A 25,793-nucleotide genomic window follows, 5' to 3' on the forward strand; every position below is an offset into this window, starting at 1 on the left:
GGAGAGGCCCCATGTCCGAACAGGAGCTGCACAGCGGCCCGAATACCAAGATGCTGATTATTCTGGGTATTTTGGTGGGCCTCGCCATTGGTATTGGGGGCGGCTATATCGCCTTTGCCCAGCTTGGGCTGGCGGGGGGTGGCAAGACTCCCGACAAAAGCACCAGCGAGGAAACGGCAAAACCGGCGGAACCGGAAGGGCCGGACAATCCCGTGGCCGTGCAGTTCCGGCGGATCAGTGTGCCTGTCTATACCCGCCGCAATGGCAACAGCCGGTTCGCCGGTAATTATTTCATCGATGTTGACATGATCGTGGACGGGGAAGGCCACAAAGCACGGGTGGAAGCGCGTACCGCCCGCATCCAGCATCGCATGATCACGGTTCTGACCAATCATGACGTGATGAAGGACGGTTCCCAGGTGGAGTTGGACACCAATAAGGTGGCCGACCTTCTCAAGGCAGAAGTGAATGCACTTCTTTCGGAGAAACTGATTCATTCCGTTGAGGTGATCAACGCCGTTCGGATGCCCGGCTGACAATCCAGCATACCCCCTTGCCCGAAACGCATCGGGCACATCCTCAGCGCCCGCCGTCATTTCCTGCCTTGCGTCCAATTGCCACACTCCGTAGGCTTTTTTCGGGGAAAGGGGCCTTGGGAGAGGGGGCGCCTTCCCCGGTGTTCCGGCCCGTGGCCGGGCACCTGGCTCTTTTTCAAGTTGGGGAAATGGGGGAGGTTCCATGACCATACTCGCAGTCGTCATCGGGTGCGGCCTGCTGGCTGTACTTTATGGCCTTGTCACGCGGGCGCGCGTGCTGGCCAACAGCGCTGGTTCCGAGCGTATGCAGGAAATTGCCGGTGCCATTCAGGAAGGCGCGCGTGCCTATCTGAACCGGCAATACAAGACCATCGCGCTGGTGGGCGTGGTGGTCACCATCCTGCTGGTGCTCGTGCTGAACGTGTTTGCCGCGGTCGGTTTCGTGATCGGGGCGGTGCTGTCCGGCGCGGCGGGCTATATCGGCATGTTGATTTCGGTAAAAGCCAATGTGCGCACCGCCGAGGCCGCCCGCACCAGCCTGCAAAAGGGCCTGACCATCGCGTTCCAGAGCGGGGCGGTGACCGGGCTTCTGGTGGCGGGCCTCGCCCTGCTGGCGGTGGCGGGATACTATACGGTGCTGACTTTCAGCCTGGGATATGACCCCACGGGCCGCACCGTGATCGACTCACTGGTGGCGCTTGGCTTCGGGGCCTCGCTCATTTCCATCTTTGCCCGTTTGGGCGGCGGCATCTTCACGAAGGGGGCGGATGTGGGCGCCGACCTTGTGGGCAAGATCGAAGCGGGCATCCCGGAGGATGACCCCCGCAACCCCGCCGTGATCGCCGACAATGTGGGCGACAATGTGGGCGACTGTGCCGGCATGGCCGCCGACCTGTTCGAGACCTATGTGGTCACGGTGGGCGCCACCATGGTGCTGGCCGCCCTGTTCATCGATGCGGGGGCCGTGACCATCATGGCCTTGCCGCTGTTGATCGGCGGGGTCTGCATCATTGCATCCATCATCGGCACCTTCTTTGTGCGGCTGGGGCGCAAGCAATCCATCATGGGGGCGCTGTACAAGGGCTTTCTGGTCACGGCGCTGCTATCGCTCGTCTTTATCTATGGCGCGTTGCACTGGGCGCTCGGCGGGGATCTCGCCGGCCAGTTCATCTCCAGGGACATGCGGTTCACTGGCTATGACCTGTATTTTTCCGGCGTTATCGGCCTTCTGGTGACGGGCTTCATTATCTGGATCACGGAATATTACACCAGTACGGAATTCCGCCCGGTGCGGTCCATCGCCAAGGCATCCGAAACCGGCCACGCCACCAATGTGATTCAGGGGCTGGCCATATCGCTGGAATCCACCGCGCTGCCCGCCATTGTCATCTGTGTGGGCATTATCGGCGCCTATAATCTGGCGGGTGTGATTGGCCTGGGCTTTGCCGCCACGGCCATGCTGGCGCTGGCGGGCATGGTGGTGGCGCTAGATGCCTTCGGCCCTGTTACCGATAATGCGGGCGGCATTGCCGAGATGGCAGGGCTGGACGCGGATGTGCGGGAAAAGACAGACGCACTGGATGCCGTGGGCAACACCACAAAGGCCATTACCAAAGGCTATGCCATCGGGTCCGCCGGGCTGGCGGCGCTGGTGCTGTTCAGCGCCTATACCGCTGATCTGGCGACATACTTCTCCGATGTGGTTGTGGATTTCTCGCTTGCCAATCCCTATGTGGTCGTCGGCCTTCTGCTGGGCGCGCTGCTGCCATACCTGTTCGGTGCCCTGGGCCTGACCGCTGTTGGCCGGGCCGGGGCGGAAGTGGTTCAGGAAGTGCGCAACCAGTTCCGTGACAAACCCGGCATCATGGATGGCAGCGAGCGGCCCGATTACGCCCGCAGCGTGGACCTGCTGACCAAAACGGCAATCCGTGAAATGGTGGTGCCCAGCCTGTTGCCCGTGGTGGCGCCGGTGGCGGTGTTCTTCCTCGTCCGGCTGGTGGGCGGTGATGGGGCCGCTTTTGCCGCGCTGGGCGCCCTGTTGCTGGGTGTCATTGTAAGCGGGCTGTTCGTGGCCCTGTCCATGACTGCCGGTGGTGGCGCCTGGGATAATGCCAAGAAATATATCGAAGACGGCCACCATGGCGGCAAGGGGTCGGACGCGCACAAGGCGGCCATTACCGGTGATACGGTAGGCGACCCCTATAAAGACACCGCGGGGCCTGCGGTGAACCCCATGATCAAGATCACCAATATCGTGGCCCTGCTGCTGCTGGCCATCCTGGCCCACTAAGCCCGCCAACCGGGCGAATAAACGAAAACCCCGGCGCCGCGCTGGCGCCGGGGTCTTTTTGTGTCATCCATAAAAGGGCGCCTTGAGAGGGCTGCACCCCAGGCGTGGTTTAACTGCCGTTCGGGCCGGGCAGGCGGCTGCCATTGGGGCCACCCCCGGCGGAGCCAACCGGCGCCTGACCGGAGAAACGCCCGAAATTCATGAAAATCTGCTGGAAGAAGCCCATTTCGCGGCCCCGTGTGGGGGTTTTGCCGCCCACCGGCTCCACATGCTTCATATCCGCCAGATCGTAATTGTTCACATTGGCCACGGTGCCATTATCGGCGAACCGAACGGCCATGACCCGGTGTTCCTTGGCATCGGGGAAGAAGACGGGCCGGGTCCGCACCTTGGTGGAGACATAATACCACACGCCCTCCCGATAGGCGCTTTTCAGGGTGGGGGTGCCCAGCGTGGACTGAACCGAACGCTCATTATCCACGCCCGGCTGAATAGCGCCGGCCAGTTCCTCGTCGAAGATGTAGCCGCGGCTCATGCGCCGATCGGAACAGGCGCCAAGCACGAGCGCCGCGCAGCCCGCAAGCAACAGCGGTTTCATGGCGGCGGCAAAATGGGGTGTGGTGGTCATTGGTGGCTGTCCCGTTTCTGGCATAAGGGTCGCGCTCAAGCGCAAAATCACCCGATTACATAACCCGGACCCGTTGTCCTGCGCAAGGGGGCGTGCTACATGCCGCCCAATATCGCCCTCGATATCGTCTCATGAGCGGGCGATGATCAGGCACCATATCACAAGACAGGCAGGACAATGCCCCCCATCAAGGCGATCAGGAACCGTTTTCTGGCAAGGCGCCAGGCATTCGGGCTTTATACGGAACTGGTGTCCGCCGCGCGACAACCGGTATTCCATGACCGCTTTCAGGTTCCCGATACACTGGATGGCCGATTCGACATGATCCTGATACATCTGGCGCTGATGGTGCGCCGTCTTGGGCGGGAAGGCGGTGCGTCAGGGGATCAGCGGCGCGCCGGGCGACACGCGCAGCGGCTCACGCGCCACGTGCAGGAGGCTTTCGTCACGGACATGGACCGCAGCTTGCGCGAAATGGGTGTTGGCGACATGAGCATCGGCAAGCAGGTTCAGGCGATGGGGGAGGCCTGGTTCGGCCGCCTTCAGGCATATTCCGAAGCGCTTGACGCGGGAACCGGGCCACTTGCGGCGGCGCTGGAGCGGAACCTGTATCGTGGCGATAACGCCCCCGGCGCGGAGCCGATCGCCCATTATATGGCGATGGCCGCGACTGCCCTGGATCAGATGCCGCTGGCGGACCTGACCGCCCGGCCAGGGGCGCTTCAGGCCGCTTTTCCGCCCGCCGATTCCTTTCCTGACACCGGTAGCGGAGACCCTTCCCAATGACACGAAAAGGCGACGATCGCGTATATTCGCTCTCCTTCACCCTACCGTTACAGGCGGCGGAGCGGGAGGCGCGCACCTATCATCTGGAGGCCCGGGAGGCGGAACGCCTGAATCTGGCCGAGCGCCTGTCGCTGATCGATGTGGCGGCCCTTTCGGCGGATGTTTCGGTCATGCGGCTGGCCCCGTCCATCGCCGACGGGGTGGAAATCCGGGGGCAGGTGCGGGCCACCATCACGCAGCGCTGCGGTGTCAGCCTTGAGCCGGTGCCGGAGTCCATCGACAGTCCGTTCCAGCTTTGGCTTGTCACGCCAAAGGAAGCCGCCCGGATGGACGAGGAAGACATGCTGATGGATCCTGACGCCCCGGAATATGAAGCCCTGGAAGGGGATGTTCTGCCCGTGGGGGAGGTTGTCGCCCAGACCCTCGCCCTCGTGATGGACCCGTTTCCCCGCAAATCCGACGCGCCATTGAGCCAACTGGCGGTGGCCAATCCGCCGAAAAAGGTGACATTCGACGCTCCTGTTGCGGAGGAAACCCCGGCGCGCAAAAATCCCTTTGAAGCGCTGTCGGGCCTTGGCCTTACAGGCAATGACGACGGCAAATGAACCGGGGTAAGGGCGGCTGACGCTTGAAGTGGCTCGGGAATGCGTTATGGTCGCTCAGAGTAGGGGCAGTGGCGTCATCGTCCGTAAGGGTGGTGATTGCCTGTTTGAGAACAAAATAATTGGGTATGCCTGTGGGCAAGAGCATCACGATTGCCGTGGACGCCATGGGAGGCGATCACGGGCCGGATACCGTGTTGGCCGGGTTGGCGCAAGCCAGATCCCTGTATCCCGACATCACCTTCCTGATCTACGGGGACGACAGCGTGAATACAGCGCTGGCCGACCACCCCGCGCTTGAGGGATGCAGCACGGTCCATGTAACCGAAACACAGATCAGCGCGGACGACAAACCGTCTCAGGCGTTGCGCCGAGGGCGGGATTCGTCCATGGGGCGCGCCATTCAGGCGGTCAAGTCGGGGGAGGCCGACGTTGCGGTGTCCGCCGGGAATACCGGTGCGCTGATGGCACTGGCCAAGTTCATCCTGCGCACCCAGCAGGGCATTGATCGGCCCGCCCTGATCTCTCCCATCCCCACATTGCGGGGGGAAAGCGTGATGCTGGACCTAGGCGCCAATCTGGAGTGCGACGCCCATAATCTGGCCCAGTTCGCTGTAATGGGGGCCGCCTATGTGCGCACCGTGCTGGGGCTCAGCACGCCCAGCGTCGGGCTGCTGAATGTGGGCGTGGAAGAGCTAAAGGGCAAGGAAGCCATCCGGGAAGCCGGACAGATTCTGCGCCATTCAAACCACCTGAACATCAATTTCCAGGGTTTTGTGGAGGGAACGGACATTTCCTCCGGTCGGGTGGACGTGATCGTTACGGACGGCTTTACCGGCAATGTGGCCCTGAAGACCACCGAAGGCACGGCCCGTTTCATCGGCACTCTGCTGGAGCAAGCGTTCCGGTCTTCCCTTATGACGAAGCTGGGCTATGCGCTGGCCCGTCCGGGGCTTCAATCGCTGCGGGATCATCTGGACCCCAACAACCATAATGGCGGCGTCTTTATGGGACTCAACGGCCTTGTGGTGAAAAGCCATGGCGGCGCAAATGTGCATGGGATTGCTTCCGCCGTATCCACGGCACGCGAAATGGCGCGCAATAATCTTATTTCTCTGGTGGGGGACGAGTTGACCGCCATTGTGGAAGATGCGCCGGAAAACGATGAAAACGGCGGGGCTTGAGCCGGTTTTTTGAAGTCGTTTTATTTGTTGTCTGTTAAGTGCCTCTGGAAGCTTGGGAAATTCTGCCAAGTGAATTGACTTGAGCGCGCGCTTTCGCTAGCGTTTTCATGGTGTTGGTTGTGGCGTGCCCGGCGGGGACATCGCTGATCACGATAGATGATGCGAAACCGTCGGCACAAGAGGGGAACGGGACATGAGCGACAAGACCTTGACGCGCGCCGACCTGACGGAATCGGTCTATGAAACCGTGGGGCTGTCGCGCAATGAATCCGCTGATCTGGTGGAAGCGGTGTTGGAAGAGCTTTCCTCCACACTTGTGGGTGGGGAGAATGTGAAGATTTCCTCCTTTGGCAGTTTTCTGGTGCGCCAGAAGAATGGCCGCATGGGGCGCAACCCCAAAACCGGGGAAGAAGTACCCATCAACCCCCGGCGCGTGCTGGTTTTCCGGCCCAGTCAGGTGATGAAAGACCGCATCAACAAAGTGCGGTAAGCAACTGATTTCTTGCCAATCCTGCCAAAAGCTGACTAAATGCCCCCTATGGGGACAGGTGCGGGATCAGGCTCATGACGGATCAGACGCCGGAACACGACGACCAGCAAGCAGACCAGCAGGCCGAGGCCCGGCGCCGCGGCAAGGCGCAGGACGCCTATCGCACCATTTCGGAAGTGGCGGAAGATCTGGACCTGCCGCAGCATGTGTTGCGCTTCTGGGAAACCAAGTTCACACAACTCAAGCCTTTGAAGCGCGGCGGCAACCGGCGCTATTATCGACCGTCGGACATCGAGCTGCTGAAAGCCATCAAGCTTCTTCTTCATACAGAAGGCTATACCATTCGCGGTGTGCAGAAACTGTTCAAGGAGCAGGGCAGCCGTGTGACGGTGGAACAGGCGCTGAGCGGCCAAACGCCGCTTCAAAAGGCGCAGGACCCGGCGCCGGAAGGGGAAAAGCCCGCGCCGCCGCTTGAGTCCGCAACCACTCCCCACACGTCCGTGGCATCGACCGCGCGGCCTTCCCCGGCGCCGACAAGCCTGCCGAACAAGGCGGAAAGCGAGCTGCGCGGCGTGCTCGATCAACTGAAAAAGCTGCGGGCAAGGCTGGATTAGGGGGGGCGCAGGCCCGCTTTTTTGCCTTTTCCGGGGCTGTGAAAATTTCGCCAAAAAGGCCGTTGCACACTGGAAAACCCGGCGATATAGTCCGCCCACCTTGATGATCGGGGGGTAGCTCAGCCTGGTAGAGCACTAAGCTGGGGGCTTAGGGGTCGCAGGTTCGAATCCTGTCTCCCCGACCAAAGGGAAACCGCCGGTGTGCCTGATGGCCACCGGCGGTTTTTTCATGTTGCGCCCTTGCCGGAAGCGCGGTTTGCGCGCCTTTCGGCCCTGATTTCTCATCGTCCCGGTAAGCATGACGGCCTTTGGGACGGTGCGATCCTTGCGCCCTTGATCAGGGGCGGCTAGACACGGAACCACGCAGGAGCCGACGATCCGCCGGATCGAACCGGCCCATAACACCGGCAAGGGGGGTGCATGGACCTGGGAAGCGAGCTATGGCCCGTTGTGGCCGCCCTTCTGGGCGCGGGGGTTCTGGCCGGATTTCTGGCGGGATTGCTTGGCATTGGCGGGGGTGTGGTGACCATTCCGGCCCTGTTTCTGGCGCTGGACCCCCTGGGTGTGCCCCTTGAATGGCGGATGCATGTGGCCATCGCCACGTCCCTTGCCATCATCATTGCCACCAATCTGTCCAGCGTGCGCGCCCATCACAGCCGACAGGGGGTGGATTGGGGCATTGTCCGCCGCTGGTGGTGGCTGGTGGCGATCGGCGCGATCCTGGGGTCGGTCGCGGCCAAGCATCTCAAGACGGCGGAACTGGTTTATGTCTTTGCGACCCTTTCCGGCCTTCTGGCCCTGAAAATGGTGCTGCCAATTCAGCACTGGCGCCTGGGAACCGGGCTGCCAAAAGGTGCCAAAGGATATGCGGCCCCGTGGGTTATCGGATTCTTCTCAAGTGTCATGGGTATTGGTGGCGGCAGCTTGTCCGTACCCTATATGACCCTTTATGATGTGCCCATTCATCGCGCCGTGGGCACCGCGTCTCTGCTTGGCCTGGTGATCAGTGTTGCCGGGGGCGGGGGCTATCTGCTGGGCGGTCTGGATGTGGCCGGGCTTCCCGATGGCCAGATCGGTTTCGTCAACTGGCCGGCGGCGCTGGTTGTGGCGGCGGCGGCGGCATTGATGGCGCCCATCGGGGCGCGCGCCGCCCATGCCCTGCCGCGTGCTGTTCTGAGTGTTGTTTTCGGACTGTTTCTGATCGCCGCCACCGTGCGGCTTTTAGTGGCCGTGCACTGATTGCGCGGGGGCGGCACCGCCGCCATTGAGGGGGAACCATGGCAGAGGCGACCAAGACATCCCGACATACCCGATCGGCGGAAAGTCTGGCCGAGGGGTTTGACGCGGCCAACCTGGCGGACTGGCGGGCGCTGGCGGAATCCACCCTCAATGGACGCGGCGTGGACGACACCCTTGTCACCCGGCTGGTGGGCGGCATACCGGTTCAGCCGCTTTATATGGCGGAAAACGCCCGTATCGAGCCGCAGCCCGCCATGCCGCACGGGTGGCATATTCTTGAACCGGTCTCGGCGGCTGATGGCGCCACGGCCAATGAAATGGCGCTTGATGGGCTGGAACGGGGCGCCACCGGGCTCGTGCTGCGGCTGGATGACGGCGTTCAGGGTGGCGTGCCGCTGAACGGGATGAGCCGGGCGCTCAAGGGCGTGCATCTGGATATGGCGGCGCTTTGGCTTGATGCCGGGGTAGCCGGGGACAGGGCGGCGGAAGACGCGCTGGCCTGGATGGAATCCCGCGGTCTGGACGGCGATGCCGTAACCGGCTCGCTGGGGCTGGACCCCCTTCTGATCGCGGCCCGCATGGGCGGCGCACCCACCGATTTGAACAGCATGGTTGCGGACCATGCCTATCTCGGCGCGGACGGGCTGAGTCGTTTCCCGCACCTGCGGCCTTTTCATGTGATGCTGGACCCGGTGCGGCTGGCAGGTGGCGGCCCGGTTCTGGAACTGGCCGTGATGCTGGGTGCGGGCGTGGCCTATCTGCGCGGGCTGGAAGCCGCGGGTGTGCCGCTGAAACAGGCCGTCGGGGCCATCGCCTTCAGCCTGGCGCTGGATACGGACATGGCCACCGGTATCGCAAAGCTCAGGGCGGCACATCGGCTCTGGCACCATGTGGCGGCGGCGTCGGGCGCTCCGCTGGATGGCCCGGCCCCGGTCGGCGCGGTGGCAAGCATGGCCATGCTCACAAGCCGGGACCCCTGGGTGAACATCGTGCGGCAGACCCTTTCGGGCGTGGCCGGGGCGCTTGGGGGCGCGCGCCACATGATGATCCCGCCCTTTGACAGTCCGCTGGGCGCGCCGGGCCCGCTTGCACGGCGGATATCGCGCAATGTTCAGGTGATCGCGCAGGAAGAATCGCACCTGAATGCGGTGTCGGACCCGGTGGCCGGCGCCTATGCCTTTGAAACACTTACGACGGACTTGGCGGAGGCGGCCTGGCAACGGTTTCAGGCCATTGAAAGTGCGGGCGGTCTGGCCGCCTGGATCATGGATGGGGGGCTGAACGCCGCCACGGCTGAGGATCGCGCCGAGCGGGACTCGGATATTCGCCATCGCCGCACGGCGATCATCGGCGTATCGGATTATCCCCTGGTGGAAGAAACACTGCCCGAAGGTACGGGCGCCCCGCTGGCGCCGGTGGCTGCCCCCCCGAACCTGACCGTTTCCGTTCCTCGGCTGGTGTCACGCCGGGACAGTGCCGTATTCGAGGCCCTGCGGGATCGGGCCGATGGCATGGAAACGCCGCCACACGTCTTTCTCGCCGCCATGGGGCCGCTGAAGCGCCACACGGCACGGGCCGGATTTGCCCGCAATGCGTTGGCCGCTGGCGGATTTCGTGTTCTGGATACGGATGGATTCGACACCCCGTCGGAGGCGGCAAAAGCCTTTGGCGAAAGCGGGGCGGACCTGGCCGTAATTGCCGGTGACGATGCCCAATATGAGAAATCGGGTGCCAATATGGCCGCTGCGCTGAAGCAGGCGGGCGCGCGCAGGGTGGTTCTGGCCGGGCCGGAGATTACCGCCATCAGGGATGCAGGCGCGACCGATTTCATCCATGCGGGCTGTGATCTGGTCACAGTGCTGGATGCCCTGCTTTCAAGCCTTGAGGCCGGGCGAAACGGGGGTAAGACCATCCGGGACGGGGAGAGCGAGACATGAGCCGGATACCGGACTTTACCACCGTGCCCTTTCAGGCCGCAGCCGGGGAAAAGCACCCTGATGACGGCGCGGGCATGGAAACGCCGGAGGGCGTGACCATCAAGGCGGCCTATGGCCCGCAGGATCTGGACGGGCTGGACCATCTGGCCACCATTCCGGGCAAGGCGCCTTTCCTGCGCGGGCCCTACAGCACCATGTACACCCGGCGCCCGTGGACCGTGCGCCAATATGCCGGCTTTTCCACCGCCGAGGAAAGCAATGCCTTTTACCGTCGCAATCTGGCGGCGGGGCAGAAGGGCCTGTCCATCGCTTTCGATCTGGCCACACACCGGGGCTATGACAGCGATCATCCCCGCGTGACCGGCGATGTGGGCATGGCGGGTGTGGCGATCGACAGCATTCTGGACATGCGCACCCTGTTTGACGGCATTCCGCTGGACCGGATGAGCGTATCCATGACCATGAACGGCGCCGTTCTGCCGATCATGGCGCTTTATATCGTGGCGGCGGAAGAGCAGGGGGTCTCGCCCGAAAAATTGAGCGGCACCATTCAGAACGACATTCTGAAGGAGTTCATGGTCCGCAACACCTATATCTATCCGCCCAAGCCGAGTATGCGGATCATTTCGGACATTTTCGCCTATACGTCTGAAAACATGCCGAAATTCAACAGCATCTCCATTTCCGGCTATCACATGCAGGAAGCAGGCGCCACGGCGGACCTGGAACTGGCCTATACACTGGCGGACGGGGTGGACTATATCCGCGCCGGGCTGGATGCCGGGCTGGATGTGGACCGGTTCGCTCCCCGGCTCAGCTTTTTCTGGGCCATCGGCATGAACATGACCATGGAAATCGCCAAGATGCGGGCGGCCCGCGCGCTCTGGGCCAGGTTGGTGCGGCGTTTCAACCCATCAAACGAAAAATCCCTGTCCCTGCGCACGCACAGCCAGACATCCGGCTGGTCGCTGACCGCCACGGATGTTTACAATAATGTGACCCGCACGACGATCGAAGCGCTGGCCGCCACCTTCGGCCACACGCAGAGCCTGCACACCAACGCTTTTGACGAAGCGCTGGCCCTGCCGACGGATTTTTCCGCCCGCATCGCCCGGAACACCCAATTGGTGATCCAGTCCGAAAGCGGTAACACCCGCCTGATCGATCCCTTTGCGGGCAGCTATTATGTGGAGCGCCTCACCGCCGATCTGGCGGCCCGCGCCATGGCCCATATCGACGAGGTGGAGGCCGAGGGCGGCATGACCCGCGCCATCGAGGCGGGCATTCCCAAGCTGCGCATCGAGGAAGCCGCCGCCCGCACCCAGGCGCGGATCGACAGTGGCCGTCAGAGCGTGGTCGGCGTGAACCTGTTCAGGCCGGACGAGACCGACTCGGTGGATGTGCTCAGGGTGGACAACAGCCGCGTGCGATCCGCCCAACTGGAAAAGCTGGAGCGCTTGCGCGCACAGCGGGACGGGCAGGCCGTGACCCGCGCGCTGGATGCCTTGACCGAGGCCGCGGATCGGGGCGAGGGTAATCTTCTGGCGCTGAGTGTGGAGGCCGCGCGGGCCAAGGCAACCGTGGGGGAAATCTCCGCCGCGCTGGAAAAGGTGTTCGGGCGCCACAAGGCGGAGGTAAAAGCCGTGACAGGGGTTTACAGGCAGGAAGCCGGCAGCGATAGCGCCGCGATCGAACGGGCGCGCAAGGCGGTGGATGCTTTTGCCCGGCAGGATGGCCGCCGCCCCCGCATCCTGATCGCCAAGATGGGGCAGGATGGCCATGACCGGGGCCAGAAGGTGATCGCCTCAGCTTTTGCCGATCTGGGGTTCGATGTGGACATCGGCCCCCTGTTCCAGACCCCGGAGGAAGCCGCGCGCCAGGCGGTTGAAAATGATGTGCATGTAATCGGCGCCAGTTCGCTCGCCGCCGGGCACCTGACCCTTGTGCCCGCCCTGCGCGATGCTTTGAAGGAACTTGGCCGGGACGACATTCTGATCGCCGCAGGTGGCGTGATTCCGCCGCAGGATTTCGAGGCGCTCAAGCAGGCGGGAGCCGCCGAAATCTTTCCGCCCGGCACGGTGATTCCCGACGCGGCGGTGCGGCTGATCGCCCGACTCAACACCGCCCTTGGCTATAGCGACGTGGCATGAGCCCGGATGTGACCCCGGAAAAACTGGCGGACGGGGTGCTGGCCGGGCACCGTGCCGCCATTGGCCGCGCCATGACACTGGTGGAAAGCACCAGCCCCCGCCACCGGGAGGCCGCACAGGCTCTGCTGGAAAAACTGCTGCCCCATGCGGGCGAGGCCCAGCGGGTGGGCATTACCGGCGTGCCGGGGGTGGGCAAGTCCACCTTCATCGATAATCTGGGCATGATGCTGGTGGAGCAGGGCCACCGGCTGGCCGTGCTGGCGGTGGACCCGTCCAGTGGCCGCACGGGCGGCTCCATCCTTGGCGACAAGACCCGCATGGAACGGCTCGCCGCCCATGACGATGCATTCATCCGCCCCAGCCCCAGTGCCGGGGTGCTGGGCGGCGTGGCCCGCGCCACGCGGGAAGCCATGGTGATCGTGGAAGCCGCGGGATTCGATACGGTATTCGTGGAGACGGTGGGCACGGGTCAGAGCGAGACCATGGTGGCGGACATGGTGGATTTTTTCCTGGTGCTGATGCTGCCGGGGGCCGGGGATGAGCTTCAGGGCATCAAGAAAGGCGTTCTGGAACTGGCCGACATGATCGCCGTCAACAAGGCCGACCTGTTTCCCGACAAGTTGAGGGACGCGCTCAGGGAATACAAGGCGGCGCTTCATATATTGAGTGACGACAGCCCCAACTGGCATCCGCCGGTGGTGCCCGTTTCCGCCCTGACGGGGGAGGGGCTGGACAGCCTCTGGCAAAAGGTGGCGGAGCACCGGAAGATCATGACCGACAGCGGCGAGCGAGAAGCCCGGCGCCGAAAGCAGCGGCTGGACTGGATGCGCGCCCTTTTGAGCGATCGGGTGATGGCGCTGTTCAACGATCACCCGGATGTGAAGGCCGCGCGCGTTGACACCGAGGCCGCCGTGCTGGACGGTTCCATCACCGCATCGGCCGCCGTGGAACGCTTGGTGCGGCTGTTCGACCCGTCCTGATCCGGCTATCGCCCGGTCACGCCAAGCAAGAAGGGATACCCGCCATGCACGCGCGCCTGTTCCGCGCCGCCTTCGCCAGCCTGTCGCTGATCGCCGTTTTTTTCTCCCCGCCCCTTCTGGCCGAAACGCCCCACCCGGTGGACCGGGCAAAAGCCGCCCGCCTGCTGGAACAGGCCCGACAGACCTGCCTTGCGGATGATGGCGCCCTGTGGGGGTTGCAGTTCTGCGGCCCCACCTTGCTGATCGACCCGGAAACCCGGCGCGCCTTGAAGGCGGACCTCACCGCCATCCAGCCGATCACCGAAGATGGCCTGGAAGATGTGCAATGGCCGGATAACATGCGCCTGTCCAACAGCACCCGCTATTGGAACGGCGTGCAGTATGCCACGCTGACATGGCCGGTGCAGGCCCGCAGCGAACCGGGCAGGGTGGCCCTTGTGCTGCATGAGAACTACCACCGCACCCAGGGCGTGATGCATTTCCGGGTGGGGGAAGATGTGCGCAGCGAACATCTGGACAGTGAATCAGGCCGGGTTTCCCTGCGGCTGGAAGCGCGTGCGCTGGAAAAGGCCGTGTCGGCGGAAGACCTGGAAACCCGCCGCCACTTCGCCCGACTGGCGCTGGCCTTCCGCCATGACCGCTTGGGCGGGCGCCCGGTGGCCCGCCAGTCGGAGCGGTATCTGACCCTGTTCGAAGGGTTGGCCGAATATAGCGGCAACCGATTGGCGCGGAGCCCGTCCGCATTTCGGGAATATGCCGCGCACCGCCCCACGGGGATTGAGGGCCATAGCAGTTTCACCCGCAATTTCGCCTATTTCACCGCGCCTGCCTGGGGCTGGCTTCTGGACCAGACCGGGCCGGACTGGCGCCGGAGTCTGACCGGGGAAGACGGGTTGGCGGATCATTATGCCCGCCGCATTGGCGCACAGGCCCCGTTTGCCGATGACGCGGCGCGCCAGCAGGGATTGGCCGCGCTGGACGGGGCGACCGTCAAGGCCGAGGAACGGCAGCGGGCCAGCCGTATTCAGGCTCGGCAGCAACGCTATCGGGACCGCTTCGTGGACGGGCCGGTTCTGGTGATGGAAGCCAATGGCTTTTCCATGGACCCGCGCACGGTCACATCCCTGGGTCAGCATGGCCGGGTGTATGAAGTGCTGTCCATCAGCAATGACTGGGGCCGGTTCGAGACCGAAAACGGCGCCCTGATGGGGCCGCGCCCGCCCTATGTCTATGCCGAGGCCGTGACGGATGAATCCGGTGCGCTGGTGCTGAACAATGATCAGTGGACGCTTAGCCTGAAGCCGGGCTGGACCATCGTGCCCCATGAAAAGGGATTCGCCATCGCCCGGCAGGATTGAGCGCATCCCCGCCGGTATCAGTCCACCGGGTCGCCGGGGGAGACAACGCGAATCTTGGCGCCGTCCACCTTGAGCGCCACATCGCCGGATATGAGCCTCAGGGCGTCTTCGCCGAAAATCTCCCGCCGCCAGCCATGCAGCGCTTTCAGGTCCGCCCGCTCCGGCTGAGCGGCCCATTCCTCCACTTCACGGGCGCTGGCGACCAGCTTTGGCGCCACTTCCGCCTGCTTGCATTTTTCTTTCAGCAGCACCTTCAGCAAATCCGCCATTGGCGGCACGTGCAGCCGGGGTTTGCGGGGTTCCGCCGGGGGCAGGTCGCTTTCCGGCAGGGCCATGGTCTGTTCGATGGCCTCCAGCAATGCCTTTCCCGACTGGGACTTGGCAAAGCCCTTGGGCAGGCCGCGCACATGGTCCAGCGCCTCCGCATTTTTTGGCGGATTGGCGGCCATCTCAAGAAGGGTGTCGTCACGGGCGATGCGGTTGCGGGGCATGTCGCGGCGTTGGGCCTCCCGCTCCCGCCAGGCGGCGAGGGCGTGAACAAGGGCCATGAAACGCGGCTTTCCGGGGCGTACCTTGATCCGTTTCCAGGCATCTTCCGGCGCCATGCGATAGGTTTCCGGGTCCAGCAGGATCTGCATTTCCTCCTTTACCCAGTGCGTGCGGTTGCGCCGATCCAGCCGCTCGGCCAGATGGCGGTATATTTCTCGCAGATAGGTCACGTCCCCCAATGCATAGGTGAGTTGCTTGTCGCTCAGGGGACGGCGGGACCAGTCCGTAAAACGGGCGGATTTGTCCAGCGCATGGCCGGTGATCTGCTTGACCAGCATTTCATAGCCCGCTGAGTCGCCAAATCCGCACACCATGGCCGCCACCTGGGTATCGAACACCGGATGGGGCAGGCGGCCCGACATCTGATAGAAGATTTCCAGATCCTGGCGGCTGGCATGAAGCACCTTCAGCACCGGCTCTTCATTCATCAGGTGCCAGAAGGGGGCAAGATCCAGCCCCTCCGCCAGGGTATCCACCGCAAATGCGCCATCTTCGTCGGCAAGCTGGATCAGGCAGAGCTGCGCATAATAAGTGCGTTCGCGCATGAACTCCGTGTCCACGGTGACAAAATCCGCCTTTGCGAGGCGCTTGCAGAGGTCTTCCAGTTCCTGGGTATCGGTAATGGCGTGCATATGTGTTCCGGCTGAAGCAATCCTGTTAACCATTCGGGCCTAACGGCACCGACCCTTCATCCATACATGGGGCGAGGCGCCGCGTCACCCCTTTGGCGACACATGGGCCGCTTCAACATGGCTTGGCCGCGCGGGGTGGTCTTGACATTATGGGCCAATCATGCGCTTTTCCCGCAGCGAAAATCGGGGGCGCCCCCGCCATGACGACCATCATTTTACAGGGGCTTTGAAACCAATATGCATGCCTATCGCACCCATAGCTGTAATGATCTGAGGCAGGCCGATGTGGGCGCATCCGTCCGTCTTTCGGGCTGGGTTCACCGCAAACGGGACCATGGCGGTCTTCTGTTCATCGACCTTCGGGACAATTACGGCATCACCCAGTGCGTGTTCGACGTGGACAGCGCCTGCTTCGATGAGGCCGATGCGGTGCGGGCGGAAAGCGTGATCCGCGTGGATGGCCGGGTCAAGGCCCGCAGCGAGGACACCGTGAATCCCGACCTGCCCACCGGCAGCGTAGAGCTGTATGTGGACGAGATGGAGGTGCTCTCCGCGGCGGGCGATCTGCCCATGCCGGTCTTTGGCGAGGCCGAATATCCCGAAGATATCCGCCTGAAATACCGCTATCTGGACCTGCGCCGCGAACGGCTGCACAACAATATCCTGAAGCGGTCTGATATCATTTCCTCCCTGCGCCGTCGCATGACGGATCAGGGCTTCCGCGAGTTTCAGACCCCGATTCTGACCGCGTCCAGCCCCGAAGGCGCGCGGGACTTTCTGGTGCCGTCCCGCCTGCATCCCGGTGAGTTTTATGCCCTGCCGCAGGCGCCGCAGCAGTTCAAGCAGCTCATCATGATGTCGGGCTTCGACAAATATTTCCAGATCGCGCCCTGCTTCCGGGATGAAGACGCGCGCGCCGACCGCAGCCCCGGCGAGTTCTATCAGCTCGATATGGAAATGAGCTTCGCCACCCAGGAAGACGTGTTCCGCGTGATCGAACCGGTCATGGAAGGCGTATTCAGCGAATTTTCCGAAAAGAAGGTTACGCCCGCGCCGTTCCCGCGCATTCCGTATCGGGAAGCCATGCTGAAATATGGCAGCGACAAGCCGGACCTGCGCAACCCCATTGAAATTCAGGACGTGACGGAGATTTTCCGGGGCTCCGGCTTTGGCATTTTTGCCAAGATGGTCGAGGGCGGCGCCGTGGTGCGCGCCATTCCGGCCCCCGGTGCCGGCGCGCTGGCCCGCAGCTTTTTCGACAAGACCAATGACTGGGCCAAACAGGCCGGGTTCGCCGGGCTGGGATATATCAATTTCAAGGATGGCAAACCGGGCGGGCCGATCGCCAAGAATATCGGCGAAGAGCGCACCCAGGCGCTTGTGGACCAGTTGGGCCTTGCCCCCAATGACGGCGTATTCTTTGCCTGCGACAAGGAAGCCGGCGCGGCCAGACTGGCAGGCGCCGCCCGCACGAAAGTGGGGAATGATCTGGACCTGGTCAGGACGGACGAGTTCAAGTTCTGCTGGATCGTGGATTTCCCCATGTTCGAGTGGGACGAGGACAACAAGAAAGTGGAGTTTTCCCACAACCCCTTCTCCATGCCCCAGGGCGGCATGGAAGCGCTTGAGACGATGGACCCGCTGGACATCCTGGCCTATCAGTATGACATCGTCTGCAACGGGGTGGAGTTGTCGTCCGGCGCCGTGCGGAACCACCGGCCCGAAGTCATGTACAAGGCATTCGAGATCGCCGGGTACAGCAAGGACGTGGTGGAAGCCGAGTTCGGCGGCATGTTGGGGGCGTTCAAGAATGGCGCGCCACCGCACGCCGGGATCGCGCCGGGTGTTGACCGGATCGTCATGCTGCTCTGCGAGGAGGAAAACCTGCGGGAGGTGATCCTGTTCCCCATGAACCAGAAGGCGGAAGACCTGATGATGGGCGCCCCGTCGAAAGTGGACGCCAAACAGCTCCGGGAACTGCACATCCGCGTGGTGGAGCCACCCAAGAAGGAAAGCGGCGCCTGAACCGGCGATCGGCACAAGGGGCAGCCCCATGCAAGAGCAAATTCTGATCCTCGATTTCGGCAGCCAGGTCACGCAGCTTATCGCTCGCCGCGTGCGGGAAGCGGGTGTTTACTGCGAAATCGTGCCATTCAATCGGGCGGAGGATGCCCTTTCGCGCATGGCGCCGCAGGGCATTATCCTGTCCGGCGGGCCTGCCAGCGTAACGGCGGCGGATACGCCGCGTGCGCCGCGGGCGGTGTTCGATGCCGGGCTCCCGGTGCTTGGCATCTGCTATGGTCAGCAGACCATGGTGGATCAGCTCGGTGGCCGGGTCAGCACATCCGACCACCACGAATTTGGCCGTGCCTTTCTGGATGTGACGGACGATTGCGCCCTCTTTGAAGGTGTCTGGAAGGCGGGGGACCGTGAACAGGTCTGGATGAGTCACGGTGATCGGGTTGAGGCACTGCCCGATGGCTTTCGGGTGGTCGGTGTTTCGGACGGCGCCCCCATGGCGGCCATCGCCGATGATGCGCGCGGTTTTTACGGCGTGCAGTTTCACCCGGAAGTCATGCACACGCCCCATGGCGCGGCCCTTCTGGAACGCTTCGTGCGCGGCGTATGCGGCTGCACGGGCACCTGGAGCATGGCCGGTTTCCGGGATAGCCAGATCAGGGCGATCCGGGATCAGGTGGGTGACGGGCGGGTGATTTGCGGCTTGTCCGGCGGGGTGGACAGTTCCGTTGTGGCTGTCCTGCTGCACGAGGCCATTGGCGATCAGCTTACCTGTGTTTTCGTGGATCACGGCCTGCTCCGGCAGGGGGAAGCGGATCAGGTGGTATCCCTGTTCCGGGAACACTATCAGATCAATCTGGTGCACCGGGACGCGCGCGACCTGTTCATGGACCGCCTGAGCGGCGTGCAGGACCCGGAACAGAAGCGCAAGATCATCGGCGGCCTGTTCATCGACGTGTTCGAGCAGGAAGCGAAAGCCGTGGGCGGCGCGGACTTTCTGGCCCAGGGTACGCTCTATCCCGATGTGATCGAATCCGTCAGCTTTACGGGTGGCCCCAGCGTCACCATCAAAAGCCACCATAATGTGGGTGGCCTGCCGGAGCGCATGAACATGGCGCTGGTGGAACCGCTGCGTGAGCTTTTCAAGGATGAAGTGCGCATCCTTGGCCGGGAACTGGGCCTGCCGGAGCCCTTCATTGCCCGTCACCCCTTTCCGGGGCCGGGGCTCGCCATTCGCATTCCGGGCGAGGTATCCGCCGAGAAATGCGATATATTGCGCAAGGCGGATGCCATCTATCTTGAGGAAATCCGCAATGCGGGCCTGTATGACAGTATCTGGCAAGCCTTCGCCGTGCTGCTGCCCGTGCAGACCGTGGGCGTGATGGGGGACAGCCGTACCTATGACTGGGTATGCGCCCTCAGGGCCGTGACCAGCACGGACGGCATGACGGCGGAAAGCTATCCTTTTTCACACACATTTCTGGGGCGGGTCTCCACCCGCATCATCAATGAGGTGCGCGGCATCAACCGCGTGGTCTATGATGTCACTTCCAAGCCACCCGGCACCATCGAATGGGAATAGCGCTTCGGCGCATCACGTTCTGTCCGCATGAAGGGGGAGAGACATGTCCACCACCAACAAGGAAACCGCCGTCGATGCACGCCCGCGACGCAAGGTGACGGCGCGCGCCATTGCCCGCGCCAAGGGCGGCGACCCCATCGTCTGCCTGACCGCCTATATCGCCCCCATGGCGGCGCGGCTGGATGAGCACTGCGACCTGATCCTGGTGGGGGACAGCGTGGGCATGGTGCTGTATGGGATGGACAGCACCCTTGGCGTATCACTGGACATGATGATCGCCCATGGACGGGCCGTAACCCGCGGCGCAAAGCGGGCCCTAGTGGTGATCGACATGCCCTTCGGCACCTATGAGGAATCGAAGGAGCAGGCCTTTCGCAACGCCGCGCGGGCCCTCAGCGAGACCGGGGCCGGGGCTGTCAAGCTGGAAGGCGGCGTGGAAATGACCGATACAGTGTCCTTCCTGGTGGCGCGCGGCATTCCGGTCCTCGCCCATGTGGGCCTGATGCCGCAAAGTGTGCATACCGCTGGCGGCTATGCGGCCCGTGGCCGCCGGGCGGAAGAATGGGACCCGATCATCCGCGATGCCAGAGCGGTGGCCGAGGCGGGCGCCTTTGCCGTCGTGCTGGAAGGCGTGGCAGAACCGCTGGCCCGCAAGGTTACGGAAGAACTGAGTGTGCCGGTGATCGGCATTGGCGCTTCCAATATGTGCGACGGACAGATATTGGTTACGGAAGACATGCTTGGCCTGTTCGCCATAAATCCGAAATTCGTTAAGCGTTATGCGGAGATAGGCGACGATATTCGCAAAGCGGTTGAAGATTACGCGGGCGATGTGCGCGCACGGCGCTTCCCGGCGGTGGAGCATACCTACCCCATGAAGTCATCCGGGTGAGCATGGCGCGCAAGCCATTGATTGCCATGCCGCACCGGTTTGACTATGGTACGCGCCGCATTCGGCGGCGCGGTCTTGCGGCTGCGCTGAACGCACCGGTCAGCCCGGTGACCATTTAAGGAGACTGGCGTGTCGGACGATCAATCCGAACTGGCGTTTCAGGAAGTCGATGAGGCCCTGCGTCGCGAGCGCATGAAATCGCTGTGGCAGCGGTTTGGTAAATATATCATCGCCCTGGCCATCGGCGTGGTTCTGCTGGTGGCGGGCCGCGAGGGCTGGCAGGCCTATGAGCAAAGCCAGGCAGAGGCACATTCCGGTGCTTTCGCCGCCGCACTGGAGCGTGCACGCGAGGACGGCGCGGACCCGGTCGCCGTTTGGCGGGACGCGCTGGCGGGCGCGGAAGGGGAGCTTGGCGCCACCTATGGCGCGCTTGCCCGCCTGCGCATGGCCGCCGCCGCACTGGATGCGGGCGATGTGGATTCGGCGCTGTCGGCTTATGATCTTCTGATCCGTGAAGGCGGCCCGGATCGCATCATCGATGATCTGGCGCGGCTTCTGTCCGGTATGGTGATGGTGCAGGAAGGCCGCGACCTTGATGCGGCGCGCAAACGTTTCTCCACCGTGGCACAGGGCGGGCGCCCCTGGCACCATAGCGGCCTTGAGCAACTGGCGCTGCTGGACCTTCAGCAAGCGGACATGGCCAGCGCCCGCCAGCGGCTGGAAAGCCTGGTGGCGGATGATGAAACCCCGGCCAGCATCCGCCAGCGGGCTGAGGATATGGAAAAGCTGATCGGTCGCGAACTGGACCAACAGAGCATCGATTCCGAGGCGTCGGCGGAGTCGCCGGGCGATGCTGACGGCGCGGATGCCAGCGCCGACACGCCCCGATAACAAGGCAAACAAGGAAGGTTGTGATGACAATCCAAACCGCCACCGGTCACGCGGCCCGCACCGCTCTGGCAGCCGCCCTGGCCCTGTCCCTGGCCGCCTGCGGCGGAAGTGGGCCACGGCAGAAATATGATGACGGCGGCAAGGAGCGCATTTCCATCTTGACCTCAACCCAGCTTCTTGAAGCCGATCCGGGCATTCAGGACCTGCCGGTCACGATTTCCCGCCCCTATCGCAACAAGAGCTGGGCGCAGGCCGGTGGCAATGCCAGCCATACCCCTTATCATCTGGCCCTGGATGAAACGCTGGATATTGCCTGGCGCGCGGATTTCGGAAAGGGCAACAAGGACTATGAGCGCATGACGGCGGGGCCTGTTGCCGCCAATGGCACCGTCTATACCATGGATTCCCAGGCGCTGGTTTCCGCCATTGATCTGAATACGGGCAATGTGAAATGGACCCGTTCGCTGGAAGACGAGAACGAGCGTTCCGATGTGGGTTTTGGCGGCGGCGTGGCCTTCCATAAAGGGCGGATTTACGCCACCACCGGCTATGGGTATGTGCACGCTCTGGATGGCGAAGACGGCTCCGTGATCTGGAGCAGTGAGCGTTTCGTGCCGTTCCGGGGTGCCCCCACGGTGGGCGACGGGCGTGTTTTTGCGCTGACGCAGGATAACCAGCTTCTGGTCTTCAATCAGGAAGACGGCAGCCTTGCCTGGGATCAGGTGGGCATTGTGGAGACTGCGGGCATGTTGGGTGCCGCCAGCCCGGCCTTCAATGACGATACGGTCGTGACCGCGCTGTCGTCCGGCGAACTGATCGCCATGCTCAGCAATAATGGCCGGGTCTTGTGGCAGGATGCGCTTTCCTCCGCCCGGCGGCTGACGCCCCTGTCCTCCCTGTCCGATGTAGATGCGCTGCCGGTGATGGACAGGGGGCGTGTCTATGCCGTTTCCCATTCCGGGCGCATGGTCAGCATCGACATGCGCTCCGGCGAACGCGCATGGGAGGCGGACATTGCCGGGCTGAACACGCCCTGGGTTTCGGGCAATTTCGCTTTCGTCACCACCATTGACGCGCAAGTGGCCGCGGTTTCTCTGGCGGATGGCCGTCTGCGCTGGATCACCCAGTTGCAGCGTTTCCGCGATCAGGAAGACCGGCGCGGCCTGATAAGCTGGAATGGCCCCATCCTTGCCGGGGACCGCCTTCTGGTGACCAGCAGTCATGGTTATGCCCTGTCACTGTCGCCTTATACCGGTGAGGTTTTGAGCGGCATCGAACTTCCCGGCGGCACCACGACTCCGCCCATCGTGGTGGATGGCACCTTCCTTGTTCAGACAAATGATGGCGAACTGATCGCATATCGCTAAGTTATTTAGCGCAAAACGGAAAAAATCATGGCTTTCACCCTCGCCATCGTCGGGCGGCCCAATGTGGGCAAGTCCACCCTGTTCAACCGGCTCGTCGGCAAGCGGCTTGCACTGGTGGACGACACCCCCGGCGTGACCCGTGACCGGCGGGAAGGGCAGGGCAGCCTGGCCGATCTCAGCTTCAACCTGATCGATACGGCGGGGCTGGAAGACGGCGATCAGGGCAGCCTGTCCCACCGTATGCGGATGCAGACCGAAAAGGCCATGCAGGACGCGGACGTGGTGCTGATGTTGTATGATGCCCGCGCCGGCGTGACCCCGCTGGACAGTCATTTCGCCGCCGAGCTGCGTCGCTTGAAGGCGCCGGTGATTCTGGTGGCCAACAAGTGCGAGGGCCGGGCCGTGATATCCGGCCTCTATGAAGCCTACAGCCTGGGGCTGGGGGAGCCGATCGCCATTTCCGCCGAGCATGATGAAGGCATGGCCGAACTGTACCAGGCCATTGTGGATGCGGTGCGCGAAGGGGGCGGCGATCCCTATGCGGACGAGTCGGACGACGAAGACGGGAAAAGCGCCGACGGCCCCACGGACGGACTGGATCTGCCCGATGTGGGGGATCTGGATTTCGAATTCGACGACCCCGAAGAGCAGGCGGAGGCGGAAGCCCCCCTCAGGCTGGCCGTGGTGGGGCGGCCCAATGCGGGCAAGTCCACCCTGATCAATCACCTGGTGGGGGAGGAACGCCTTGTTACCGGGCCGGAAGCGGGCCTGACCCGCGATTCCATCGCCATCGAATGGGAATGGAACGGCCTGCCGGTGCGCCTGTTCGATACCGCCGGGCTGCGGCGGCGTGCCCGCGTGATGGAAAAGCTGGAAAAGCTTTCGGTCAACGACACGTTGCGCGCCATACAGTTCGCCGAGATCGTGGTGCTGTTGATCGATGCCGAACGCGGTGTGGAAAAACAGGACCTGAAGATCGCCGAGCGCATCATTGATGAAGGCCGCGCCGTGATCATCGCCGTGAACAAATGGGATCTGGTAACGGATCGATTGGCGCTGAACCGGTCGGTGAAGGATGCGTTGACCCGTAGCCTGCCGCAGTTGCGCGGTGTGGAAGTGATCAATTTCTCCGCCCTGACCGGCAAGGGCGTGCAGAAGATGATGCCCGCCGTGGAAAAAGCCGTGGAGGTGTGGAACGCCCGCGTCCCCACCGGGGCTTTCAACCGCTGGCTGGCCGCCACCACGGATCAGCACCCCCCGCCCATGGTTTCCGGGCGTCGGATCAAGATTCGCTATGGCGCACAGGTGAAAACCCGGCCACCCACCTTCGCGCTTTTCTGCAATATGCCGGAAGACCTGCCGGGCAGTTACAAACGCTATCTGGAAAACGAGCTGCGCCGCGACTTTGACCTGCCGGGCACGCCCATTCGCCTGATGCTGCGCAAGGGCGAAAACCCCTATGCCAGCCGGCGGCGCAGAAAAGGCTGAACGCTGCCCGTGCTGCGACATCCCACCGCTACACGGGCGCGTTTCACGGCCTATTCTGTGGATGGTACCGCCAACAGCATGAATGCCTGAAAAGTCATGACCAGCCAGCCTGAAAACGCACCTTCCCCCCACGCCATGATGCCTGCCCTGACACGGGACCGGGATCGCCGCGCCGTGGGGGGCTGGCTGCTTGCCATGTGCGGGCTGGTGTTCCTGATGGTGGTGGTGGGCGGCGCCACACGCCTGACCGAATCCGGCCTGTCCATGGTGGACTGGCGCCCCGTCACCGGCATCCTGCCCCCGCTCAGTGACGATGCCTGGGCGGCGGAATTCGCCAAATACCGGACCAGCCCCGAATATCGCCTGAAAAATGCGGGCATGTCGCTGGATGAATTCAAGACCATATTTTACTGGGAATGGGGTCATAGGCTGCTGGGGCGACTCATCGGGCTTGCCTTTGCCCTGCCGCTGCTTTTCTTCTGGCTGAAGGGCCGCATCCCACCTGGCTATGGCACCCGCCTGCTGGCCCTGTTCTTTCTGGGCGGGGCGCAAGGTCTGCTGGGCTGGTTCATGGTGAAATCGGGGCTGGTGGATGAACCCGCGGTCAGCCATTACCGGCTGGCGGCGCATCTGGGACTGGCGCTGGTGATTTTCGCGGCCCTGTTCCGAACCGCACTCGGCCTGCTGATGCCGGCCCCGGCCATGGGCCGGGACTTTACCCGCCGCCTTGGCCGGATCATGCTTGGCGTGTTGGCGCTTCAGATCGTTCTGGGCGCGCTGGTGGCCGGGCTGAAGGCGGGCATGATCTATAACCAATGGCCGCTGATGGGGGAGGGGCTGGTGCCCCCCGGCCTGCTGCATATGGCGCCCTGGTGGCTCAATTTTCTGGAAAATGCGGTCACGGTGCAATTCGATCATCGCATTGGTGCCTATGTGCTCATGGCCCTGGGGCTCTGGCTCGGCTGGCGAGGCTGGCGACTGGGCGGCCCGGTGCGGGTGGCGGCGGTGGGCATGAGCGTGCTGTTGCTGTTGCAAGCCGCGCTCGGCATTGTCACTCTGGTAAAGGCAGTGCCGGTGGTCTGGGGAACGGCGCATCAGGGTGTGGCCGTGCTGCTGCTGGCGGCGGTGCTGTATTTCCTTCATTTGCACAAGGGGCGGGTCGCCTGAGGCAAGGCTTCCCCGCCGAACAAAGGGGGCTGCGGTGAATGACCGGATCGAAACACCCGAAACGCGCGCAGACAGCGGTTGCGTCAGCCTGTATGTGACCGTGGAGAGCGAGAATGTCGCCGTCCACATGGCCAGCGAACTGGTCAAGGAGGATCTGGTCGCCTGCGTCAATGTGTTTGACGGCGTGCGCTCCGTTTATAAGTGGGACGGCATGGTGCAGATCGACAATGAGGTGGTGATGATCGCCAAGACCACCCGATCCATGAGCGCCAAAGCCATCGCGCGCATCAAGGAACTGCACAATTACGACGTTCCGTGCATCACGATCTGGCCCATTGAAGGGGGCGAGGGCGACTATCTGGGCTGGGTGCGCGAAACCGTCGATCCACAGAAGCGCGTTTCAAACTAGGCA

22 protein-coding genes and 1 tRNA gene are annotated in these 25,793 nt (G+C 63.2%); 21 read left to right on the plus strand and 2 right to left on the minus strand.

Going from position 1 to position 25,793, the window contains the following annotated elements; genetic code table 11:
- The first annotated feature begins 11 nt into the window (after positions 1–11).
- Positions 12–536, plus strand: a complete 525-nt coding sequence (locus WGH93_RS05255; RefSeq protein WP_374763817.1) for a hypothetical protein — start codon at positions 12–14, stop codon at positions 534–536.
- Positions 537–738: 202 nt separating this feature from the next.
- The gene (locus WGH93_RS05260; RefSeq protein ID WP_374763818.1) at positions 739–2,826 is read left to right on the plus strand and encodes a sodium-translocating pyrophosphatase; all 2,088 of its coding nucleotides are present in this window, start codon (positions 739–741) and stop codon (positions 2,824–2,826) included.
- A 109-nt stretch (positions 2,827–2,935) separates the two neighbouring features.
- On the opposite strand, the gene WGH93_RS05265 is transcribed toward WGH93_RS05260, so the two are convergent.
- The gene (locus WGH93_RS05265; RefSeq protein WP_374763819.1) at positions 2,936–3,454 is read right to left on the minus strand and encodes an outer membrane protein assembly factor BamE; all 519 of its coding nucleotides are present in this window, start codon (positions 3,452–3,454) and stop codon (positions 2,936–2,938) included.
- 177 nt (positions 3,455–3,631) lie between these two features.
- Between WGH93_RS05265 and WGH93_RS05270 the strand changes: the two genes are divergently transcribed.
- The 11 genes from WGH93_RS05270 (at position 3,632) to WGH93_RS05320 (ending at position 14,794) form a co-directional block, all read left to right on the plus strand.
- Positions 3,632–4,240 (plus strand): ubiquinol-cytochrome C chaperone family protein, encoded by a 609-nt coding sequence (locus WGH93_RS05270; RefSeq protein WP_374763820.1) that lies wholly within the window; start codon positions 3,632–3,634, stop codon positions 4,238–4,240.
- Positions 4,237–4,845 carry a YceD family protein gene (locus tag WGH93_RS05275; RefSeq protein WP_374763821.1) on the plus strand — a complete coding sequence of 203 codons (609 nt, stop codon included), beginning with the start codon at positions 4,237–4,239 and terminating at the stop codon, positions 4,843–4,845. Before WGH93_RS05270 ends, WGH93_RS05275 begins: the two co-directional genes overlap by 4 nt.
- A 125-nt stretch (positions 4,846–4,970) precedes the next feature.
- Positions 4,971–6,026 carry a phosphate acyltransferase PlsX gene (gene plsX / locus WGH93_RS05280; protein ID WP_374763822.1) on the plus strand — a complete coding sequence of 352 codons (1,056 nt, stop codon included), beginning with the start codon at positions 4,971–4,973 and terminating at the stop codon, positions 6,024–6,026.
- 193 nt (positions 6,027–6,219) lie between these two features.
- Positions 6,220–6,516 carry an integration host factor subunit alpha gene (locus WGH93_RS05285; RefSeq protein ID WP_374763823.1) on the plus strand — a complete coding sequence of 99 codons (297 nt, stop codon included), beginning with the start codon at positions 6,220–6,222 and terminating at the stop codon, positions 6,514–6,516.
- 74 nt (positions 6,517–6,590) lie between these two features.
- The gene (locus WGH93_RS05290; RefSeq protein ID WP_374763824.1) at positions 6,591–7,130 is read left to right on the plus strand and encodes a MerR family transcriptional regulator; all 540 of its coding nucleotides are present in this window, start codon (positions 6,591–6,593) and stop codon (positions 7,128–7,130) included.
- 108 nt (positions 7,131–7,238) lie between these two features.
- Positions 7,239–7,315: transfer RNA gene (locus WGH93_RS05295), tRNA-Pro, on the plus strand.
- A 235-nt stretch (positions 7,316–7,550) separates the two neighbouring features.
- Complete coding sequence (locus tag WGH93_RS05300; RefSeq protein ID WP_374763825.1) at positions 7,551–8,369, plus strand: sulfite exporter TauE/SafE family protein; 819 nt, start codon at positions 7,551–7,553, stop codon at positions 8,367–8,369.
- A gap of 38 nt (positions 8,370–8,407) precedes the next feature.
- Complete coding sequence (locus WGH93_RS05305) at positions 8,408–10,306, plus strand: methylmalonyl-CoA mutase family protein (protein WP_374763826.1); 1,899 nt, start codon at positions 8,408–8,410, stop codon at positions 10,304–10,306.
- Positions 10,303–12,456 (plus strand): methylmalonyl-CoA mutase, encoded by a 2,154-nt coding sequence (gene scpA / locus WGH93_RS05310; RefSeq protein ID WP_374763827.1) that lies wholly within the window; start codon positions 10,303–10,305, stop codon positions 12,454–12,456. The genes WGH93_RS05305 and scpA overlap by 4 nt, the downstream gene beginning before the upstream one ends.
- Positions 12,453–13,436, plus strand: coding sequence for a methylmalonyl Co-A mutase-associated GTPase MeaB (gene meaB, locus WGH93_RS05315; RefSeq protein ID WP_374763828.1), 984 nt, complete (start codon positions 12,453–12,455; stop codon positions 13,434–13,436). Before scpA ends, meaB begins: the two co-directional genes overlap by 4 nt.
- A gap of 44 nt (positions 13,437–13,480) precedes the next feature.
- Positions 13,481–14,794 carry a hypothetical protein gene (locus tag WGH93_RS05320; RefSeq protein ID WP_374763829.1) on the plus strand — a complete coding sequence of 438 codons (1,314 nt, stop codon included), beginning with the start codon at positions 13,481–13,483 and terminating at the stop codon, positions 14,792–14,794.
- Positions 14,795–14,811: 17 nt separating this feature from the next.
- Here WGH93_RS05320 and rnd read toward each other — a convergent pair whose 3' ends face one another.
- Entirely contained in the window at positions 14,812–15,975 is a 1,164-nt protein-coding gene (gene rnd / locus WGH93_RS05325; protein WP_374763830.1) for a ribonuclease D, read from the minus strand.
- A gap of 237 nt (positions 15,976–16,212) precedes the next feature.
- Here rnd and aspS point away from each other — a divergent pair, with 237 nt between their 5' ends.
- The 8 genes from aspS to cutA all read left to right on the plus strand — a co-directional run bounded on the left by aspS (position 16,213) and on the right by cutA (position 25,790).
- The gene (gene aspS / locus WGH93_RS05330; protein ID WP_374763831.1) at positions 16,213–18,000 is read left to right on the plus strand and encodes an aspartate--tRNA ligase; all 1,788 of its coding nucleotides are present in this window, start codon (positions 16,213–16,215) and stop codon (positions 17,998–18,000) included.
- 28 nt (positions 18,001–18,028) lie between these two features.
- Complete coding sequence (gene guaA, locus WGH93_RS05335; protein ID WP_374763832.1) at positions 18,029–19,576, plus strand: glutamine-hydrolyzing GMP synthase; 1,548 nt, start codon at positions 18,029–18,031, stop codon at positions 19,574–19,576.
- Between the two features lie 43 nt (positions 19,577–19,619).
- Complete coding sequence (panB, locus tag WGH93_RS05340; RefSeq protein ID WP_374763833.1) at positions 19,620–20,468, plus strand: 3-methyl-2-oxobutanoate hydroxymethyltransferase; 849 nt, start codon at positions 19,620–19,622, stop codon at positions 20,466–20,468.
- Positions 20,469–20,597: 129 nt separating this feature from the next.
- Positions 20,598–21,359, plus strand: a complete 762-nt coding sequence (locus WGH93_RS05345) for a tetratricopeptide repeat protein (protein ID WP_374763834.1) — start codon at positions 20,598–20,600, stop codon at positions 21,357–21,359.
- Between the two features lie 23 nt (positions 21,360–21,382).
- Positions 21,383–22,726 carry an outer membrane protein assembly factor BamB family protein gene (locus WGH93_RS05350; RefSeq protein ID WP_374763835.1) on the plus strand — a complete coding sequence of 448 codons (1,344 nt, stop codon included), beginning with the start codon at positions 21,383–21,385 and terminating at the stop codon, positions 22,724–22,726.
- Between the two features lie 27 nt (positions 22,727–22,753).
- The gene (gene der / locus WGH93_RS05355; RefSeq protein ID WP_374763836.1) at positions 22,754–24,214 is read left to right on the plus strand and encodes a ribosome biogenesis GTPase Der; all 1,461 of its coding nucleotides are present in this window, start codon (positions 22,754–22,756) and stop codon (positions 24,212–24,214) included.
- A 96-nt stretch (positions 24,215–24,310) separates the two neighbouring features.
- On the plus strand, positions 24,311–25,381 hold the full coding sequence (locus WGH93_RS05360) for a COX15/CtaA family protein (RefSeq protein WP_374763837.1): 1,071 nt from the start codon (positions 24,311–24,313) through the stop codon (positions 25,379–25,381).
- Positions 25,382–25,415: 34 nt separating this feature from the next.
- Positions 25,416–25,790: a divalent-cation tolerance protein CutA gene (gene cutA, locus WGH93_RS05365; protein WP_374763838.1), complete on the plus strand. Its 375-nt coding sequence runs from the start codon at positions 25,416–25,418 to the stop codon at positions 25,788–25,790.
- Positions 25,791–25,793: the final 3 nt, after the last annotated feature.

It is taken from the genome of Yunchengibacter salinarum (genome assembly GCF_037658235.1).
Taxonomy (GTDB): Bacteria; Pseudomonadota; Alphaproteobacteria; order Sphingomonadales; family Kordiimonadaceae; genus Yunchengibacter; species Yunchengibacter salinarum.